Here is a 19,720-nt window from a genome sequence, read left to right on the forward strand (position 1 = left end):
ACAATGGTGTGATTTTTATCATGACAAAAAAACGATTAATATCTGTTTATATTCTTACCTCTGCGATGATGGTAAGTACAATATAGCGGGTTGTAATATAAGTAGTGTTACAAAAATACTTTATAAATATGTGCATAAAAAGCAGCATTTAAACTCGGCTATTTATTTTCATATTATAAGAGTTATACGATTTACAAAGGAAACTAGATAATGAAAAAAAACACTTGCCTGACCCGAAATCCAATTTCATATTACGGCGCAGCTCTATTCATCGTTGTTTTATCTGGTTGTTCGAACAAAGACGTTGACCTAAGACCGAAAGACTCTACCCACGCTGCCCATGATATCACCCTATGGCCAACCTTAACTCAACCCGCTACCAAAAACTTAGAAGTAGATCAGCGTGTTAAAGATCTGCTTGCACAAATGACATTAGCCCAAAAAGTGGGGCAAATGACCCAAGCTGAAATTACCTGGGTGACCCCTGAAGAAGTTAAAAAATACCATCTTGGTTCAGTTTTAAACGGTGGCGGAACTTTTTTACATGGTAAGCGTCATGCGACTGTTCAAGAATGGGTAAATTATATGGATGTTCTTTATGACGCCTCTATGGATACTTCTGACGGCGGTTTAGAAATTCCTATGACTTATGGCATCGATGCCGTTCATGGTAATAATAAGTTCGGAAGCGCCACAATATTTCCACACAACATTGGTCTTGGTGCTGCGAACAATCCTGCGTTGCTCAATAAAATAGGTAAGGTTACCGCTTTAGAAGTATTGGTCACCGGTATTGATTGGACATTTGCTCCTACACTAGCCGTTGTTCGTGACGACCGCTGGGGCAGAGCCTATGAAGGTTATTCAGAAGATCCAAGCATTGTTGCAAAGTATGCAAAAGCAATGACCGAAGGCGTTCAAGGTATACCGGGTGAAGACTCTTTTCTAGATGAGCACCATGTATATGCTACGGCTAAACACTGGGTTGGAGATGGCGGCACCAACAATGGCATCGATCAAGGCGACAATATACTAAGCGAAAAAGATCTCATCCGATTACAAGCGGCAGCTTACTTTCCATCGTTAGAAGCTGGTATTCAGTCCATTATGGTCAGTCACAATGGCTGGCACGGTGAAAAACTACACGGTCACAAATATCTTATCACTGAGGTACTAAAAGGAAAACTAGGGTTTGATGGTTTTGTCGTTGGCGACTGGAATGCTCATGCCAACGTAAAAGGTTGTACTGCTGACAGTTGTGCGCAAGCGGTTAATGCCGGTATTGATCTATTTATGGTAGTAGAAGACTATAAAGCCTTTATTGATAATACTATTGCTGACGTAAACTCTGGCGCTATTCCACTGTCTCGCATCGATGATGCCGTTAGCCGAATTTTACGTGTGAAAATTCGCTCAGGTTTATTTGAAAAAGGACGTCCTAGTTCACGTACATATGCAGGACAAAGTGAACTGATGGGGGCTGAATCTCATCGAGAAATTGCTCGTCAAGCGGTAAGAGAATCTCTGGTGTTACTTAAAAACAATAAGAGCACACTACCATTAAATCCGAACCAACATATTTTAGTTACTGGAGACGGTGCCGACAATATGGCTAAACAAGCGGGAGGCTGGACAATAAGCTGGCAAGGTACTGAAGTTATTAAAGACGATTTTGTTGGCGCATCAACGATTTTAGATGGCATAAGAACTACCGTAGAAGCAGCAGATGGTAGTCTAGAATATTCTGTTAATGGTGAATACAAGTCGAAGCCCGACGCAGCAATTGTTGTCTTTGGTGAAAAACCTTACGCAGAATGGTTTGGTGATGTGAAAACGCTAGCCTATTCTCCGTATTCTGACAAAGACGCCAAATTATTAGAAAAACTAAAAGCCGATGGTATTCCTGTTGTCGCCGTATTTTTAAGCGGACGACCTCTTTGGGTAAATCGCGAGATAAACGCCGCTGATGCTTTTGTGGCTGCGTGGCTTCCTGGTTCTGAAGGCAAGGCAGTTGCTGATGTATTATTTAGTGATAAAGCTGGTGTTATTCAACATGATTTTACAGGAACACTTAGCTTTAGTTGGCCTAAAAAGGCGTCACAAAATATTTTAAATGTCGGAGATCAAGATTATGACCCATTGTTTGCCTACGGTTATGGTTTACGCTATATCGACACCGTTGAATTAGCTGTACTCGATACAGTAAATGACAACATTATTAAACTCGACTTAGAAGCGCCATATGACGTACTGGCAGGGAAAATAACAGAGCCATGGCAGTTAATGATGGACGATAAAAATTCGATTCAATACCTAAATTCATCTCGTACAGAAACCGATGTTGCATCAATAATGGAAGCTGATAAGACTGTTCAAGGTAACTCTCAAGAGTTTCATTGGTCAGGCACTGCAAAAGCCACCTTGGGTATTAGCTCAAAAACATACGACCACGACTTGATGAGATACCTTGGTCAAGACGGTTTCCTGCAGTTTGACGTACGCACAATAGCCTCGCCTTTAGGTGATGTAAATATAGCACTTAGCTGTAACGCAACTGGAGGTTACTGCGGAGATATACCATTGACCTCCTATTTACCAACGGTTGAGAGTAAAGAATGGGCGACAATATCCATTGATTTGTTATGTTTTGCTAAAAAAGGTGTCGATTTTGAACGCGTGGCAGTACCATTTTCATTAACATCCGATGCAGAAGCTACGCTACGTATAGCTAATATTAGATACATTACTGAAAAGCCTGAATCTATAACTGTCAGCTGCACATAGCTCATAGTTCAAAGGCCACATCATTGTGGCCTTTGAACGTATTATCCTGAATGGTGAGTAGTGTAAAATAAACTAAAAACCTGTTCTATACGACAGGTCAGCTTTTCTTGAGTTTTAGTTTTACAATCTGGCTTTTGGTTTAGGTAGTTATTGGATGAAATGACAACTCAGATTATTCGAAGTATGAAATATGGAACTTCGAGTCCAACAAACCCAATAATTCTCATCCTAGTAGCAAGAGTGTATGAACAGTGGGAATAAATGAATATCAATTTCACGTTAAGCTCCCCAGCAGTCGGTGTTAGCACGCCATGTGTTTTTTATTTTTTAGGCGTAAACCTTATCAAATCATAAGTACCTTTCGTATGATGAATATATTGTTTTTCAGCCATTTTCTCTAACCAACGTTCCTTTAACTCAGGGTTCGTTTCTATACGAGAATCGCCCCAGCCATCCCACATAGGTTGAGCATCCCAATCAGTATTTATATAAGATACCGCTTTAATAACATCACTATTAGCTTCTATATGATCGAATAATATTTGGAACCAATCAGACCAAATTAAACTATTTTTGGTTTTATTTAACCAAAATCCACGAGGGGTTGTTTCAGCGATAAAAATAGGTTTGTTTTTTTTACGCGCCAATTCCAGTGATACTTGAGGTGCAATGCTATTTGCCCAATATGAATAACCAATCCAATCTACATATTCATCACCAGGCCAATATTCTAACCACTTATTCATCTTGAGATATGGACTAGAACTAGCAAATACGGTTGCAAAATTATTAAGTTTTTTTTCATTCAAAGCATCTACAATTCGACGCCAAGCTAGTTTGAAATTTGGCGCGTCGTAGTCATTCCACGCTCCATCAAACTCGTAACCAATTCTAATAAAAAAGGGTACATCTTGGTAACGCTCTAAAAATTCGGCCAGTTCAACAATTAAATGATCAAATTCTCCAGAGGCTATTTTATCTTCTGAGCCAAATTCCATCGAAATTGATAAATGTATGACAAGGTCTTTTAATTTTTCTGACTGTAAATAACACTCCATACACATAGGGCCAGCTCCCCAGGTTGTCTCTTTGTTTAATCCATCAACAGTACCTTTATCTAAATCAAAGCCAAAGTTATTTTTAATGCCTTCAGCAAAATAGATATAGTGGGTAATGCCTGCAGGGACACCTATATTGTCGACGTAGCCGTTATGCCATTTTTTTGTTCCGCCAACAGCTACATTATCTTGACCAATAAAGACTAAGACACTGCCATTAGCAGGTTCAAATTTAGCGAGTTTTGGTTCAGCGAGCGCAAATTTTGTAAAAAATAATGAAATTATTAAACAATATAAAAAAGGTTTTCTAGTCGTTGTCATAAAATTTATCACCTTATAGATTGATAATGTATCGATACAATTTTTTAATTTATTAATCCATTATCTTATATTGACTTTCCTGTTAGCGCTAACATTTTATTGTCGTATTGTTAGGGGGCGTTATATTTTTTCCTAGAAAAGAAGTCAATATTTATACGAATATAATAATCCAAGTAGTAATTAAGATCTAAAATATATAAATTTTACTTTTTTTTCAGTTACTTATGTTGCCATGAAAAAACACGTTAAAAGTTATTGAATATTTTACTTGTTCATGGCTATACTAATGGTCATTAATACAATTAGGGTTTGGGTTCTAACCTTAATTAATTAAGAGGTGAATATATGTTTAAAAAAACACCCGATTACATTATTGCTCAACGCTAGTAAAACATACGATAGGAAGGTAATTGAAGGGGTTGGTAATTATTTTCAATTTAAAAAAGTGTTACAACAATTAATATCATAAAAATAAAAACGTACATTAAAATGAAGTCAACTAAATGGATTTTCGTATTTAACGACTCATTTTCTTTTTAACTTAAGGGGAAAAGTAAAATGAAAAAATTATTAATTCGATCGGCAAGTGTAGCGACAGTTATGTCACTATTGACAGCATGTGGGATAGAGGAACATTCTAAAGATGTAGAATTTCCAGATAATGTATCTGTAATTCTAGAGTCTGAAGCGCCTGAAGTTCAAGAGGAATTTTCTGTAGTTACGGCGACTAGCCTAAAAGCATTAGCACCTGGTTTAAACATTGGTGTAGCTGTTCCGGCTGGTGGTAATTCTAACAGTATATTAAACTCACCTGACTCTAAAACTGTTATTCAACAATATTTTAGTCAGTTATCTGCTGAAAATATTATGAAACAAACCTCTTTGCAACCAGAGCAAGGAACATTTTTCTACGATGATGCTGATGCACTTGTTCAATATGCTAAAGACAACTCACTAACGGTACATGGTCATGTTTTAGTTTGGCATTCACAAATAGCAGATTGGATGCAAGACTTCGAAGGTAATGAAGCTCAATGGATAACCATGATGGAAGAGCATGCAACACAAGTAGCAACTCATTTTGAAGAAGCAGGTGATAACGATACGGTTACTAGCTGGGATGTTGTTAATGAAGCTTTTATGGAAAATGGAGAATATCGAGGTGCAAAAACGACTACTGATAGCGCAGATGCATCTGTTTGGTATGAAAATATTGGTGAAAAGTTTATACCGTTAGCATTCAAAGCAGCAAGAGCTGCAGATCCAGATGCTGATTTATACTACAACGATTACAACCTTATTTGGAATAGCGATAAATTAGGCGCTGTTATTGATATGGTTGAGGCTATGCAAGCTGATGGTGTACCGATTGATGGCGTAGGCTTCCAATCTCATATTTCAGTTAATAGCCCTGATATTTCGACAATCAAAGCTCAATTTCAGAAAGTGGTAGATATTCGCCCTAAAATCAAATTGAAAATCACTGAACTTGATGTTCGGATGAACAATGATAATAATACTGATTTCACTACTCTAACAGCAGCAAGAGCAGAAGAGCAGAAAGATTATTATCATGACATTGTTGAAGCATACTTAGACATTGTTCCTGAAGATCAACGTGGCGGTATTACTGTTTGGGGAATTGTAGATGGAGATAGTTGGTTACAAAACTTTCCTGCACCTACAGTAGAATGGCCATTATTGTTTAATGATGATTTTACGCCTAAGCCAGCATTACAAGGTTTTGCTAATGCATTAGAAGAAGCTGATTTTACTCCTGCTCCAGAAACACCTCCATTCTTTAATACAGACTTTGAAACTGATCTTGATTCATGGGGACCGCGAGGAGACGCTACAGTGACGTTAGATACCACCGAAGCACACTCTGGTAATAATAGCGCTTTAGTTTTAGGACGTACGGCTAATTGGCAAGGTATATCAAAAAGTGTTGTAGGCTTATTCACAGCGGGTGAAAGTTATAACGTTTCTGCATGGGTTAAGTTATCTGATGATGCTAGTACAGTTACACCTGACATGAAATTAACGCTAGAAATAAACCACGGCGCAGGTGACGGTACCACTGAATACCTTGAAATGACTACTCCTGTAACAGTAAGTGCAGGTGATTGGGTTGAACTAACAGGTACTTACGCTCATACCATAACCACTGTAGCAAACTCTGCTAACCTTTATGTTGAAGGAAATGAAATAACAGTTGATTTTTATGTTGATGATATTTCTATAACACCGTCTTCGCCTGCAGTTGAAGAGCCTGTGGTTCCTGCTGAACTTATAGCTGATGGTGATTTTGAAGATGGCATTGGTTCATGGGGACCCCGAGGAGATGCAACAGTAACCTTAGAAACCACCGAAGCACACGCTGGTAATAATAGCGCTTTAGTTGTAGGACGTACGGCTAATTGGCAAGGTATATCAAAAAGTGTTGTAGGCTTATTTACAGCGAGTGAAAGTTATAACGTTTCTGCATGGGTTAAGTTATCTGATGATGCTAGTACAGTTACACCTAGCATGAAGCTAACACTAGAAATAAACCACGGTGAAGGTGACGGTACCACTGAATACCTTGAAATGACCACTCCTGTAACAGTAGCTGCAGGTGATTGGGTCGAATTAACAGGTACTTACACGCATACGATAACAACGGTAGCAAACTCAGCTAACCTTTATGTTGAAGGCAGTGAAATAACAGTTGATTTCTATGTTGATGATATTTCCGTAAAATTGGTGCAATAATATATTTTTACTATGATTATTCATTAAGGGTTTATATCTACTTTAATGTTTAATTACAGTTAAATACTAAAAATAAAAAGAGTTAACAGATTTATCTTTTAGCTCTTTTTTTAGCCCTTTTTTAGCCCTTTTTTAGCCCTTTTTTAGCCCTAAATTTAGTCGTTAAACGGTAACAATTCATAAAACCAATGTGGTATTAAGTAATAAAAATTTTACAGCTTGTGAGTTTTTCAAGATGTATTCTGAAATGAAAAAATACTTTTGGGGTGGAAAGTTATGGAGTTACAACACCTTTGTAGAAACGATTGTTAATGCAAATGAAAAAACAGTTATAAATTTTTATCTTATTATCTAACCTTACTTTAAATAACGAGTCTTTATATGAAAAAAAAGTACCTAATATCTTTATTATTCAGTGCTACTTTATTAGTTAATTTAGCCTCTTGCTCTGATGAAAGCACTATAGAAAGTTCTAAACGTCAAATATATAATGATAAAGAAGAAGTTTTGGTAGATAAAACCGTCGCATTTGACTGGTTTGAATATCAAGGTAATGATGCGTTTTTTGCTGATAAATTACTTGAAGGTCAATTTCAAAACCCCATTGTGGCAGGATTTTATCCTGATCCCAGTATTACCCGAAAAGGTGATGATTATTATATGGCGGTGTCTTCTTTTTCATACACCCCTGGGGTGCCACTTCTACACAGTAAAGACCTAGTTAATTGGGCGCTTATTGGCCATGCATTAACAAAAAAAACTCAGATTGATCATAGTGGATTAACAGTCTCTAGAGGAATTTACGCACCAACAATTCGTTATCATGATGGTTTGTTTTATTTGATCACTACCGCGGTAGACTCAGGCGGTAATTTTTTTGTTACCGCAGAAGACCCCGCAGGTGAGTGGTCTGAACCCTATTGGTTGCCTGAAATTGCCGGTATTGATCCCGACATATTTTTTGATGATAACGGCAAGGTTTATATTACCCATAATGGTGAACCTATTGGAGCGCCTTTATATGAAGGACATCGCGCCATTTGGCAATGGGAATATGACCTAGAAGCTAAACAAGTTGTTAAAAATTCAGGTCGCGTTATCGTCAATGGCGGAGCTGATTTAAGCAAACAACCTATATGGATTGAAGCACCTCATGTTTATAAAATTAATGGTTGGTATTATTTAATGTGTGCAGAAGGCGGCACCGCTTACGATCATTCAGAGGTGATTTTTAGAACAAAAAGTTTAAGTCAAACTTTTGAATCTTATGCTCATAACCCCATTTTAACTCAACGTGATTTAGACATTAACCGTGACAATCCCATCACCACAGCAGGCCATGCTGACTTAATACAAACGACAACAGGGCAATGGTGGGCAGTATTTTTAGCAACCCGAGCGTACGATAAAACCTATTATAATACGGGCCGTGAAACGTTTTTATTACCGGTAACTTGGCAAGATAACTGGCCAATGATTCTTGAGCAAGGTATCGAAATACCGACGCAATTAAACAAACCTGATATTGTTCTTGATAATCAAACACCTCAATTACAAACTGAAGCCTTAACGGGCAACTTTACTTGGCGTGATGATTTTGATTCTTCTCATTCTGAAACACATAAATTAAGCCCTCATTGGAGTGAATTGCGTAGCGTAAATAATAACTGGTATGCAGTAGCGTCAGGGAAAATTCACCTTCAGCCTGCCTCGATGACACTTTCGTCATTACAGCAACCCAGGTTTATTGCTCGTCGCCAGCAACACATGACTTATCAGGCTTCTACGGCTTTAGTGTTACCAGAATCAGAGCGAATTTCTGCGGGTATTGTAGCTTTTCAAAATGAAAAATATCATTATTATTTTGCGGTAAAAAAAGTAAATCAAGGTTATGAATTATTTATTGAACAAGTTAAAAATGGTAGCGCAATTAAAACTAACAGTGTGATCATTAATACGAGTGTTAATACTAATGCCAGTGAAGAAGACAAAGCAGGGCAGTTATTAACTTTAACTATTAACGGAGACAAGGCTGATATAAGTTTCTCTTATCAACTAGGCGATGCTGAAAAAATAACTTTAGCACAAAACCTCGACGGAAAAATATTAAGTACCTCAGTTGCAGGTGGCTTTGTAGGGAGCTTTTTAGGAATTCATACAAGAATAGAATTGTAGATTTGGTAGCCGAATAAAAAATAGAATTGTCTTAGCAGGTAAGTAAAGCCCCTGATGATTTCGACGCACAACTATTTTAAAAGCTTTACATACTTCAACGAATACATTGGCAGGCGATTAATCTCCAAACTTAGCTCATTATAGTCGCTGGTATTCCACCTCTTAACGCTAACTAATGCCATATCTATCTTTATAGAGCAAAATAAAAAGCCACTGTTTCAAGTGGCTAATTAATGACTAACAGGCAATGTTCAGCTTTAAAGAACGGTATTTAACTATATCGTCAATGCTCAGAACTATCATTTCATGTTTTATAGCAAATTGGCATATTTCAGGTAACCTTGCCATAGTTCCATCTTCATTAGTCAGTTCACATAAAATTCCCTTCGAATTTAATCCGGCAAGTTTGATCAAATCGATGGTTCCTTCGGTATGACCTCTTCTAGCAAGAACTCCTCCTGAGTCGGCAAGTAAGGGGAATATATGACCTGGTGTATTAATATCATCAGCTACACTATCTGGGTCGGCGGCAACTTGTACCGTACGAACTCTATCGGCTGCTGATACGCCTGTTGTAACACCTTGCTTGGCTTCAATTGAAATCGTATAAGCTGTATTATTGCGGCTAGTATTAACTGATACCATTTGCGGCAAGTTTAGCCGTTTAACATCATTTTCCTCTAAAACTAAACAAACAATACCGCTACACTCTCGGATCATCATCGCCATTTGTTGTTGAGTGAGGTGTTGGGTTGAAAAAATAAGATCGCCTTCGTTTTCGCGATTTTCATCGTCTACTAACAACAAACCTTTACCAGACTGAAGTGCATGTATTGCAGATTCGACCCTTTGAAAGGCTGTTCCAAATTGACTAAGTAGTGACTGACTCATGGTAATTTCCTCTTTAGTTCCCAATAATAAAATTGAGTTACCAGAATCAGGGCGCAAAGAGATACAGAAAAAAACAATTATTTTCTGTAAACAAAACGGTTTCTTTAGTCGTCAGTTATGATACGGGCAACCGCATAAACTGAGCATTAAAGGAGCTGCTTGTTTTAAACTCTCTCATCCGGACTATAACCGTCGGCTCTGGAGTTACACCAGATCTGCTGACCTCTTGTTGCTAAAAAATACCAATAAGAGCGCTCGCGGGCTACCTTAAAATAAATCGGGACTGACTTATTTTAAGTTACCGCCGGTGGGGAATCTCGCCCCGCCCTGAGATTAAAACATTATGTATGCGACTAATTTGTCGCATTGAGAAGTTTACTTCCAAATAGTTTTGTACGCAATAAAAGCTTTAATAAGTGGGTCAAAATATAATTTTTTCCTCTGTTGAAAATCAGTATTTTTTAATGTGATCTTGCGTTTGTTGTTAAAAGCTCAGTTTTGAGTGTACTTTCTAACTTAACCTTCTAATATTATTGTAAATAATTGTAACATTAAGCCTTATAAAACAGGTGTGAATTACCACCGAAAAATACCTCAAGTTGTCCAAATGTTTTTTAAAATATACAGAAGTATCTTAATCATATTCAGTAATAAAAACTTATCTTATATTCAATTTGACCATTAGTTTGTATCCATATATATTGTTATGTACGCATGCGTTGTATTCTAATTTTATGGAGAAATTTTTGAGTCCCTTAAGTCATTATTATAAAAAATTGTTGATAACAAATAATCGTATATTTTTTTTAAAAGCATTAGCTTCACTTTTTTTTATATTAAATTTAATAGGCATAACACATGCGGCAGAAAAAGAAGATGCAAACGCTAGTTCCTCAACCTATCCAAGAGAATACTTTGAACAATATAATGCCCAAAATGCTTTTGAAATGATCCAGCGTATTCCTGGTTTTAACTTAGAAGGAGGAGGCAATGCGAGAGGCTTTAGTGGTAATGCAGGTAATGTTTTAGTCGATAATGTTAGACCTACAACAAAATCTGGTGGGTTAGAGTCTGTGTTAAAACGAATTCCTGCAGGCCAAGTAAAGTTTATAGAGCTATTACGTGGAGGTAATGACAAAGGGAGTGAGACCTCAGGGCAAAGTTTAGTGGCTAATATCATACGCGAGCAAGGTACTAGTAGTGGCACATGGAAAGTAATAATAAGGCGAACGCCAGAAAACAGAATACGTCCTGACCTTACAGCAAGCTACGCAACACAATTGGGCGATTGGCAAACATCATCAGAAATGACCTTAGGTAACTATCCGGAAGACAAAACGTCATTCCTGCAAAATTTTTCGTCTGCACAAGTATTAACATCAGAAACTAGCGAAAAAATAAAGTTCTCAAAAGATTGGGCAAGATTAACCAATGAATCATCACTAAAAACCGACGAGGGTTTATTCGTATTAAATAGCCGATTTGAAAAAGAAATAGAAGATGAAAACAAACATCGTACAATAAATAACATTAATGATACTGACACAACATGGCTACTCACCGAAAGAGAGAAAAAACAACTTGTCGAATTATCACTTGATTGGACTCAGCCAATAAATAACTGGAAATGGCGTTTATTAACACTAGGCGTAGTCGACAAAGAGAAATATTCAAACCAAGAAAATAGCTACGCTTTATTAAAAGGAAAAAATACAAACCTTTACTCCGACGCTTATCAAGATGACAGTACAAATACTGAATTGATTATACGAAGCACATTGGGTAAAGTTTTAGATACTAAACTCAAGCCTGAAATAGGTTTTGAAATAGCGAGTAATCGTCTTGATACCAAAGTCAATTCATTTAGCAACGGTATTGAAGAACAATTAAGTAATTCTGACGTTGTTGTTTCTGAAATAAGGGCCGAAATCTTTGTTAATAGTACCTACCAAGTAAACAAAGAATTGAGTGTAGATAGCAATATTACCGCAGAATTTTCTAAGATCAATGTGGATGGAGATAACCCACGAGAGAAAAACTTTAATTTTATTAAGTCTAGAGTAGTGGCGAACTATCAAATAGATAGTAATAATATAATTTCTTTTGAAATTGAAAAAAAGGTCGATCAACTAGACTTTAATGATTTTTCATCAAGTGCTGAAGCAGTTGATGATAGGGTAACTGTAGGTAATTCAAATTTAGTCCCAACACAAACCAATAAAACCTCTCTTAGCTATGATTGGCGATTTAGTGACGCAGGTGCCTTAAAAGTTGAACTTTTTTATGAATGGAAAAAAGATGTTCTAGAAAAAATAATATTACCTTCAGGAGATCAAACATTAGGAAATGCTGGCGATGCAGAGTTTTTTGGCTTTGATGCCGATTTAACGCTCCCTTTAGATTTACTCTTAACAAATAGTAATTTGATATTAAACTACCAATATAAAGACACGAGTTTTTATGATGAAATAATTAACGAATATCGTTCACTTAATGGGATTATCCCCGTTAAATATTCAGCTAATTTCCGTCAAGATATTACCTCATTAAATTTAGCTTGGGGTGTTGACTATGTGAATGAATCTTACGTTGATAAATTTGAAGTTAATGAAATAGAAAGAAAAGATAGAAAAGGAAAACTGTCTTTATATCTAGAGTCTGGGTTTATCGAAGGCATAAAAACAAGTTTTATGGTCTCTAAAGCTAGCACTGATAAGGAAATAATTAATCGTTCATTTTTTATAAAACATAGACGTGGTGCAAGAAACGGAAACGAAATTAATTATCATCAGAAAAATCCTGTATTTGAATTAACGTTATCTGGAAGTTTTTAATTATATCTTTTTGATATGTAGATTTTTTAAATAATGGCCAGACTGATAATTATTTTTACATGGTTATAGGTTATAGGTTAGTGCCGTGGATGCTTATTAGGATTGATAACTTGAGTAGGCTAATTACTTTCTACTCAAGTTATAAAATACAATGTTTAATAGCCTTGATTTTTATTAACTAAGTTCCTAAGTGTATCGCCAGACATATATAGCTGTAAGTTGTCTAATGCGACATTTCGCCAAGTATGTATAACCTCATCATACGTACCACCGATATGTGGCGTTATTAATAAATTTTTAGCGCTCCATAATAATGAAGTACTATTTAAAGGTTCTTCAGCGGTAACATCAATAGCCGCGCCATTTAATATACCTGAATTAAGTGCTTCAACTAATGATGTTTCATCAACAGAATTGCCTCTACCTATATTAAAAAAGAAGCTTGGTTTTTTCATTGAGTGAAAAAAGTCACGTCCAAATATATGAGTGGTTTGCTCTGTACGAGGTAAGGTAGAAACAGTAATTTCAGCCTGTTGTGCCGCTAAATGTAATTCGTCAACACCATAAATTTTGCTAACACCTTCGACGGCTTCATTTTTGTTTTTACGTACACCTATAATATTAACTCCAAAGGGTTTTATGCGCTTAATTATTGCTAACCCCACAGAGCCTAAACCAATCACTAATACTGTTTTTCCTCTTAGCTGGAATAGAGAACTACAATCTGTAAGTGAGGTGTGTTGCCATGTACTTTGACTTTGACTTTTTACATAACTAGGTATGTTTCTCACTATGCTAAGTAACATTGCCATTAAGTGATCTGCCACGACATCATGATGGCCATCGGAACAGTTAGTAAGGATAAAAGGTTGTTGTTTTAATTCTGGATGGTTAAATAACCACTCAACCCCAGTACCAAATTGCTGAAACCATTTTAAATTAGGTAACATCGACAGACATTCACGGGGGAAATCACCAAGCACAATCTCTATTTCATTAACGTGTTTGTGTATTTTTTCTATATCAGTGGTTATTAACACGTCGTTATTGCCAGCAGACTCCATCAACTTATTATGGGATTGCGTATCCATAAATCGATCTTCAATCCACATGATTATTTTACTCATCAATATTACCTTCTTTTTTTAAATACCATGCTTGATTTAATTTGTAAAAATGTAATAAGCCAAAAGCAATTAAAGCGCCTATTGCAGGACTTAATGAAAAAATAGTCACGATACCATTATTTGCAGTCTCAGTTTGTATAACATTTGCTTGGTAGCCATAAGCGCTTAATAGCCAACCTGTTAACGCACCGCCAATAGCAATACCAAACTTTAAGCTTAATAAATGTCCAGATATACCCATTGCCATCGGTCCATTGCCATTTTTTTCTTTACCGTAATCGGCAGTGTCAGGAATGGTAGAAAACAATATAGGGATAAAAATCATATGAAAAAATTGAGTCATAAAATTAATGATAAACGCAACGTATACCATATCCGCCGGCACATTGAATAGAATGAAATTTGCTGCTGCAACACCTAAACATGCAAATTTCATAAGCTTAACTTTACAGATAGTTTTGATTGCCCAACCGGTAAATAAGGCACCACATATACCACCAACCATACTAGTTGTTACAAAGCTTGATACGAGCGATTCTTGGCCAAGATAATAAGTAACATAATACGGCGTAACACCACCACGCATGGCCACTGTTATTAATAAGAAGAATGTCACCGCAGCCATGACCCACCATTGGTCATTACGTAAAACGGCTAATATATCACTCTTAATAGATACTTTTTTGGCAACTTCTACTACACGTTCTTTAGTAAAGGCAAAACATGCTACAAAACATAAAATGGCAATAACTGAAAGTACAACCATGGCTTGCGAAAACCCAAGTTGTTTATTGCCTTCACCAAAATAAGTAACTAATGGAAATGTTAAAGCCGCAACCATAACCCCACCCACTTTAGCCATGGCAAACCGCCAAGCTTGAACGGATGCTCGCTCTTGTGTGTCTCGCGTTAACATCCCTCCAAGTGCCGAATAGGGAATGTTAATCGCGGTGTAAGCCGTCATCATTAATGCGTAAGTAACATACGCGTAAATTAATTTATTTGCCTCACTTGTATCGGGTGTGGTGAACGCTAGCACCGCCAGTACTCCATAAGGAATAGCTATCCATAAAAGGTAAGGGCGGTAACGGCCCCAACGAGAATTGGTTCTGTCAGCCAACGCGCCCATTAATGGATCGGTAATTGCGTCGAATAGTCGAACTACCAACATCAATGTACCAGCGGCAGCAGCAGATATACCAAAAACATCGGTGTAAAAAAACATCATGTAAATGATAACTACTTGAAAAACAATGTTACTACCAGTATCTCCAAGTCCGTAAGCTAATTTTTCTTTTATGCTTAATTTTGACGAATTGCTCATGTCATCCTTTCCTATAATTATTGTAATGTGGTGTTGACTAAGTTTGTATTGCTAGACGTTATATTTAATCACTATTATTTATTTGGGTTAGCTTTAGGTATTTCTATCCCTTTGCTGCTTGTACGGGTAATAAAGAATTTCATAGGTACATCTCCCGTATTGAATATGCCGTGCACATCCCAAGGGGCTACGTATAATACATCGCCTTTTTTAGCCGGAGTTTTAACGCCGTTTAAAATCCATTCTCCTGAGCCTTCTACTATGTATAAATATTCCTCTTCAGCATGTTGATGAGGTGGATGAATTTCGTTATTTGCTTCTATAACAGCTAAGCCAACAATAGTGTCTTTAGTACCTATAGTTTCCCCGTAAAAATAGGTATGAAACACACTGGCTTCGTAAGGTGTTTTATGGGTGTTATCGAAGCTGACTATGCCTGATTGAATATTTTTGTTGCTAACGGTTGAGCTTTTATTTTCTGCTGAGTTTTCAGAGGTATTTACTGATGAGCACGCAGAAATAAAAGTAACGGTTAATGTTAAACACAATGCTTTTATTGGCGTGTTTAGCCGACTTAATAAGGGTGATTTGAACGTCATTATTTATCTCCTTTGTTGTGGTATGAGTTCAGTAATGGGGACTTGCATAGATTTTCAGCTTTACCTTGGGTATTGGTTTTATATGAAAACAAACAGCCAGCTAAAGGTTGTTTTACTTTATCTTCATCACCAAGGTATTCAGATGCGGTGGTAATGTACAACGTATCTAGGTTTTCGCCGCCAAATATACATTTAGTCACTTGTGCAACGGGTAGTTTGATGTGTTGAAGTAAAGTACCGTCTGGTGCATATTGGTTAACTCCCCAACCGCCCCAAAGTGCTACCCAAAGGTTTTCGTCTTTGTCTAAACACATCCCATCAGGGGAAGTACCTTCTTTATCGAAATGGATGAATGTTGAACGACTGATTAGATTGCCATTCTTATCCAGTTCACAGCGATATACTTTTTGACGAATGAGTGTATCTGTGTGGTACATGAACCGTCCGTCGCTGGTAAAACATGGGCCGTTGGTACAGTGGTAGTCTTCATCTTGTAAGCTAGATTTTCCAGTATCATCAAAGCGATATAATTCACCAAGCGCATTATTCATTGGATCATCAGTATGCATGGTGCCTGACCAATATTGACCATGAGTATCTACAGCACCGTCGTTAAAACGAATGGCTGTATAATCTATGTTTGGCGCGGCTATTTTAGTATGTGAATCGTTAATGATGTCTAACACGTAAAAGCCATCGTAGAGAGTGCCAACTAATTTATTGCAAGCTGTAAAACCTATACTGGTGATGTTTTGTTTTACAGACCAGCTATCAGTTGTAACTTTTACATTCACCAAAGGTTTATAACGGTAAACTTTATTACCTAAAATATCACTCCAATAAATGGCTTGTTCTGCAACAGACCAAATAACAGCTTCGCCAATACGACAATGACTTTGATGGACTAATTCGACGTTAGACATACTTCTCCTTAACTTCTTATTTCACTTTTAAAACTAACTTTTAAGCTCTACGTTAGATTGATTGCGATGAAAATTTACCATTAACACGACGCACAATGTGGTACGGATTAGCATTCTGAAGCGCTGCAGGTAAAAGCGATGCTGGCGTGCTTTGGTAAGAGACCACACGCGTAAATCTGTGAATTGCATCGATACCAACACTGGTGGTAGAACCATTTGATGAAGCAGGGTATGGACCACCATGATGCTGAGAACCACAGACTTCAACACCTGTTGGGAAACCATTAAAAATAATTCGACCTGTGTTTTGTTCTAGTAAAAAAATGAGCTCTTTCACTAAGGCGTTATCTTCATCAACGGCATGAATACTGGCGGTTAAGTTACCTTCTAAATCTTGAGCTATTTGTCTAAATTGTGCATCATCATCACATTCAACTACTAAGGTAGCAGGGCCAAATACTTCACTTTGTAATTGTGGATTTTTCAGGAAAGCGTTCGCAGTGGTTTTTAATACAACGTTAGGTGGTAATAAGGCATTATCGGTTGTTGACGTTAAGCTAACCTCATCCTTATTAACCCATTCAACTTCACCTGTTGCTATAAACGCTTGAACACCTTTCAAAAATGCTTGTCCAATACCTGCATTTAGCATGATACCTTTAGGATTAGCACTCATGGTTTCGGCTAAAGTATTGACAAAGGTGTCGTTCTTTTGAATAACAATAATACCCGGAGACGTACAAAATTGTCCTGTTCCCATACAAACAGAGCCAGCAAGCGCTTTAGCGAGTGATTTTGCTGATTGAGTCAGTACATTATTGGTAAAGAACATAGGATTTACGCTGCCCATTTCTGCAAACACTGGAATAGGTTTAGCGCGTTTAGATGCGGCATCCATTATTGCTCGACCACCGGTTAAAGATCCTGTAAAACCAACAGCTTCAGTTAATGGATGACATACTAATTGAACTGATAACGGGATGGCGTTACCTTGCAATAATGAGAAAACGCCTTTTGGAAGTTCGCAACGTGAAATCGCTTTACCGATAGCATAAGCAAAGAGCTCGTTGGTTGCTGGGTGTGAAGGATGGCCTTTCACAATAACTGGGTTACCTGCAGCAAGTGCTGATATGGTATCGCCACCTAATGTGCCGAAAGCAAAAGGAAAGTTAGATGCGCCAAACACAGCAACGGGACCTATAGGCTTAAGCATTTTACGTAAGTCTGGTTTAGGTAACGGAGCTCGATCAGGTTCAGCTGTATCAATACTCGCTTTTACCCAGCTAGCATTTTTTACTATTTCTGCAAAAGCTTTTATTTGGCCTGTAGTTCGGCCACGTTCACCTGTTAATCTTGGTAAGCCTAATCCTGTTTCTTGGTTACACACGTCAAGTAGTTGTTCACCTAAAGCTTCAATTTCTTCTGCTATCGCTATTAGAAAGTTAGCGTGATCTACAGGTGAAAGTTGATTAAGCACAGGATAAGCCTGTTGCGCTGCTTCCACTGCAGAATTAACTTCGCTTTCAAGACAATTATTATGCTCAGAAAGCAGTTCTTGAGTAGCTGGGTTTTGTGCTTGAAAAGCTTCTCCTTTTGGAGAAACCCAAGTGCCGGCGATATATGATTTTTGTGTTAGCTTGTACATAAATTGGATATTCCTAAATTAGGTTCAGTTAAATTTTTTCAGTTAAATTTGCTTCAAGAGGACTCAGTTACTCTTAGTTTTATTCAGTTATATGAGATGTCGCTTAGCAAGGTTTTTAATGAGTGCACTGATACCAAATTCCCATGGAGGAATTTGGTCAGAAAAATGCACATGATTTTGTAGAGATCCAAGTTTGCTCGCAGATATAACAACACAGTCGTTAATTTTGTGTGTAAAGCCCATATTAGGTTCGTCACGATCTTGAGTTGGCGTGAATAAAGTACCCGTGAATAAAGCAAATCCATCTGGGTATTGATGAGATTTTGAATAAGTTTGAGCAACAAGATCTTCTACATCACGACTAATTTGCGTCATGTCGTTAGTAGCTTCAAGTACGTAACCATCTTCACCTGTAACTTTCAGGGTTACTTGAGTTGACTTAACATCTTCAAGGGTAAATGTTTCGTCAAACAAACGAATGAATGGCCCGATAGAGCATGATGCATTATTGTCTTTTGCTTTACCTAAAAGCAGGGCGCTTCTGCCTTCAACATCACGTAAATTTACATCGTTACCTAAGGTGGCACCGACAATATTTCCTGTCTTATTTACGGCAAGTACAACTTCTGGCTCTGGATTATTCCAGCTTGAAATAGGATGTAATCCTACTTGTGCACCAAGACCTACAGAAGAGAGCGTTTGAGATTTAGTAAATACTTCAGCATATGGGCCGATACCTACTTCTAAATACTGAGACCACATGTTTTCTTTGATTAATACTTCTTTTAGCTCGAGCGCTTCAGGTGAACCAGGCTTTAGGTTTTCAATACTCGAACCTATGGTTTCATCTATTTTAGAACGAATGTTTTTGGCTACTATCGGATCACCACCGGCCTTTTCTTCAATCACTCTTTCAATCATTGAGCAAACAAAAGTAACGCCACAGGCTTTAATTGCTTGTAGATCAAATGGAGATAAAAGGTGTAAATATGCTTGATCATTTGGGTGGTTTATCGAGTTAGACAGTAAGGTTTCTACACTACCAATAATAGGGAAGTTACTCGTTAATAATACTTGTTTGGTAATACCGTTATTAAGTAAATCTGAACACGTTGGCGCTAATGAAGATAAATCGTAAACGTTAGAGTCGTTTATCCAAATAGGCGACGGACCACTAACATTTATAGTGCTTTCACTTACGTTAGCGGGTACCCAAGCTCTACCTATTAATGTGCCGGCGTATTGGTCTGATGGTAAATATTGATCTAATTGCATAATGTTTATC

Annotated in this window: 13 protein-coding genes and 1 riboswitch; of the genes, 5 read left to right on the top strand and 8 right to left on the bottom strand. The window is 37.3% G+C overall.

The window, feature by feature from the left end; genetic code table 11:
* Nucleotides 1–210 precede the first annotated feature (210 nt).
* Nucleotides 211–2,784, top strand: coding sequence for a glycoside hydrolase family 3 protein (locus A3Q33_RS17560; RefSeq protein ID WP_081181078.1), 2,574 nt, complete (start codon nucleotides 211–213; stop codon nucleotides 2,782–2,784).
* Between the two features lie 320 nt (nucleotides 2,785–3,104).
* On the opposite strand, the gene A3Q33_RS17565 is transcribed toward A3Q33_RS17560, so the two are convergent.
* Nucleotides 3,105–4,163 (bottom strand): glycoside hydrolase family 26 protein, encoded by a 1,059-nt coding sequence (locus tag A3Q33_RS17565; RefSeq protein WP_081181079.1) that lies wholly within the window; start codon nucleotides 4,161–4,163, stop codon nucleotides 3,105–3,107.
* Nucleotides 4,164–4,500: 337 nt separating this feature from the next.
* On the opposite strand from A3Q33_RS17565, the gene A3Q33_RS21160 reads away from it, so the two are divergent.
* The 3 genes from A3Q33_RS21160 (at nucleotide 4,501) to A3Q33_RS17575 (ending at nucleotide 9,092) form a co-directional block, all read left to right on the top strand.
* Nucleotides 4,501–4,632 carry a hypothetical protein gene (locus A3Q33_RS21160; RefSeq protein ID WP_502687197.1) on the top strand — a complete coding sequence of 44 codons (132 nt, stop codon included), beginning with the start codon at nucleotides 4,501–4,503 and terminating at the stop codon, nucleotides 4,630–4,632.
* Nucleotides 4,633–4,721: 89 nt separating this feature from the next.
* Entirely contained in the window at nucleotides 4,722–6,917 is a 2,196-nt protein-coding gene (locus A3Q33_RS17570; RefSeq protein ID WP_231295717.1) for an endo-1,4-beta-xylanase, read from the top strand.
* Between the two features lie 381 nt (nucleotides 6,918–7,298).
* Nucleotides 7,299–9,092: a glycoside hydrolase family 43 protein gene (locus A3Q33_RS17575; RefSeq protein ID WP_081181080.1), complete on the top strand. Its 1,794-nt coding sequence runs from the start codon at nucleotides 7,299–7,301 to the stop codon at nucleotides 9,090–9,092.
* Between the two features lie 237 nt (nucleotides 9,093–9,329).
* Here the strand turns inward: A3Q33_RS17575 and ribB are convergent, their stop codons facing one another.
* Nucleotides 9,330–9,983, bottom strand: a complete 654-nt coding sequence (gene ribB, locus A3Q33_RS17580) for a 3,4-dihydroxy-2-butanone-4-phosphate synthase (protein WP_081181081.1) — start codon at nucleotides 9,981–9,983, stop codon at nucleotides 9,330–9,332.
* A 162-nt stretch (nucleotides 9,984–10,145) separates the two neighbouring features.
* A riboswitch (FMN riboswitch) is annotated at nucleotides 10,146–10,322 on the bottom strand.
* A 407-nt stretch (nucleotides 10,323–10,729) separates the two neighbouring features.
* On the opposite strand from ribB, the gene A3Q33_RS17585 reads away from it, so the two are divergent.
* Entirely contained in the window at nucleotides 10,730–12,817 is a 2,088-nt protein-coding gene (locus A3Q33_RS17585; protein ID WP_196797994.1) for a TonB-dependent receptor plug domain-containing protein, read from the top strand.
* 155 nt (nucleotides 12,818–12,972) lie between these two features.
* Here the strand turns inward: A3Q33_RS17585 and A3Q33_RS17590 are convergent, their stop codons facing one another.
* From A3Q33_RS17590 to A3Q33_RS17615, 6 genes are all read right to left on the bottom strand, one after another.
* Complete coding sequence (locus A3Q33_RS17590) at nucleotides 12,973–13,944, bottom strand: D-2-hydroxyacid dehydrogenase (protein WP_081181083.1); 972 nt, start codon at nucleotides 13,942–13,944, stop codon at nucleotides 12,973–12,975.
* Nucleotides 13,937–15,268, bottom strand: coding sequence for an MFS transporter (locus tag A3Q33_RS17595; RefSeq protein ID WP_081181084.1), 1,332 nt, complete (start codon nucleotides 15,266–15,268; stop codon nucleotides 13,937–13,939). The genes A3Q33_RS17590 and A3Q33_RS17595 overlap by 8 nt, the downstream gene beginning before the upstream one ends.
* Nucleotides 15,269–15,342: 74 nt before the next feature.
* The gene (locus tag A3Q33_RS17600; RefSeq protein ID WP_081181085.1) at nucleotides 15,343–15,867 is read right to left on the bottom strand and encodes a cupin domain-containing protein; all 525 of its coding nucleotides are present in this window, start codon (nucleotides 15,865–15,867) and stop codon (nucleotides 15,343–15,345) included.
* On the bottom strand, nucleotides 15,867–16,790 hold the full coding sequence (locus A3Q33_RS17605; protein WP_081181086.1) for an SMP-30/gluconolactonase/LRE family protein: 924 nt from the start codon (nucleotides 16,788–16,790) through the stop codon (nucleotides 15,867–15,869). The genes A3Q33_RS17600 and A3Q33_RS17605 overlap by 1 nt, the downstream gene beginning before the upstream one ends.
* Nucleotides 16,791–16,842: 52 nt before the next feature.
* Nucleotides 16,843–18,435, bottom strand: coding sequence for an aldehyde dehydrogenase (NADP(+)) (locus A3Q33_RS17610; protein ID WP_081181087.1), 1,593 nt, complete (start codon nucleotides 18,433–18,435; stop codon nucleotides 16,843–16,845).
* Between the two features lie 87 nt (nucleotides 18,436–18,522).
* Nucleotides 18,523–19,710 carry a fumarylacetoacetate hydrolase family protein gene (locus A3Q33_RS17615; protein ID WP_081181088.1) on the bottom strand — a complete coding sequence of 396 codons (1,188 nt, stop codon included), beginning with the start codon at nucleotides 19,708–19,710 and terminating at the stop codon, nucleotides 18,523–18,525.
* Between the last annotated feature and the right edge of the window lie 10 nt (nucleotides 19,711–19,720).

This window comes from Colwellia sp. PAMC 21821 (genome assembly GCF_002077175.1).
Taxonomy (GTDB): domain Bacteria; phylum Pseudomonadota; class Gammaproteobacteria; order Enterobacterales; family Alteromonadaceae; genus Cognaticolwellia.

Coding starts and splice junctions, on each gene's coding strand:
- A3Q33_RS17560 (WP_081181078.1), top strand. CDS start 211: ATGAAAAAAAACACTTGCCTGACCCGAAATCCAATTTCATATTACGGC.
- A3Q33_RS17565 (WP_081181079.1), bottom strand. CDS start 4,163: ATGACAACGACTAGAAAACCTTTTTTATATTGTTTAATAATTTCATTA.
- A3Q33_RS17570 (WP_231295717.1), top strand. CDS start 4,722: ATGAAAAAATTATTAATTCGATCGGCAAGTGTAGCGACAGTTATGTCA.
- A3Q33_RS17575 (WP_081181080.1), top strand. CDS start 7,299: ATGAAAAAAAAGTACCTAATATCTTTATTATTCAGTGCTACTTTATTA.
- ribB (WP_081181081.1), bottom strand. CDS start 9,983: ATGAGTCAGTCACTACTTAGTCAATTTGGAACAGCCTTTCAAAGGGTC.
- A3Q33_RS17590 (WP_081181083.1), bottom strand. CDS start 13,944: ATGAGTAAAATAATCATGTGGATTGAAGATCGATTTATGGATACGCAA.
- A3Q33_RS17595 (WP_081181084.1), bottom strand. CDS start 15,268: ATGAGCAATTCGTCAAAATTAAGCATAAAAGAAAAATTAGCTTACGGA.
- A3Q33_RS17600 (WP_081181085.1), bottom strand. CDS start 15,867: ATGACGTTCAAATCACCCTTATTAAGTCGGCTAAACACGCCAATAAAA.
- A3Q33_RS17605 (WP_081181086.1), bottom strand. CDS start 16,790: ATGTCTAACGTCGAATTAGTCCATCAAAGTCATTGTCGTATTGGCGAA.
- A3Q33_RS17610 (WP_081181087.1), bottom strand. CDS start 18,435: ATGTACAAGCTAACACAAAAATCATATATCGCCGGCACTTGGGTTTCT.
- A3Q33_RS17615 (WP_081181088.1), bottom strand. CDS start 19,710: ATGCAATTAGATCAATATTTACCATCAGACCAATACGCCGGCACATTA.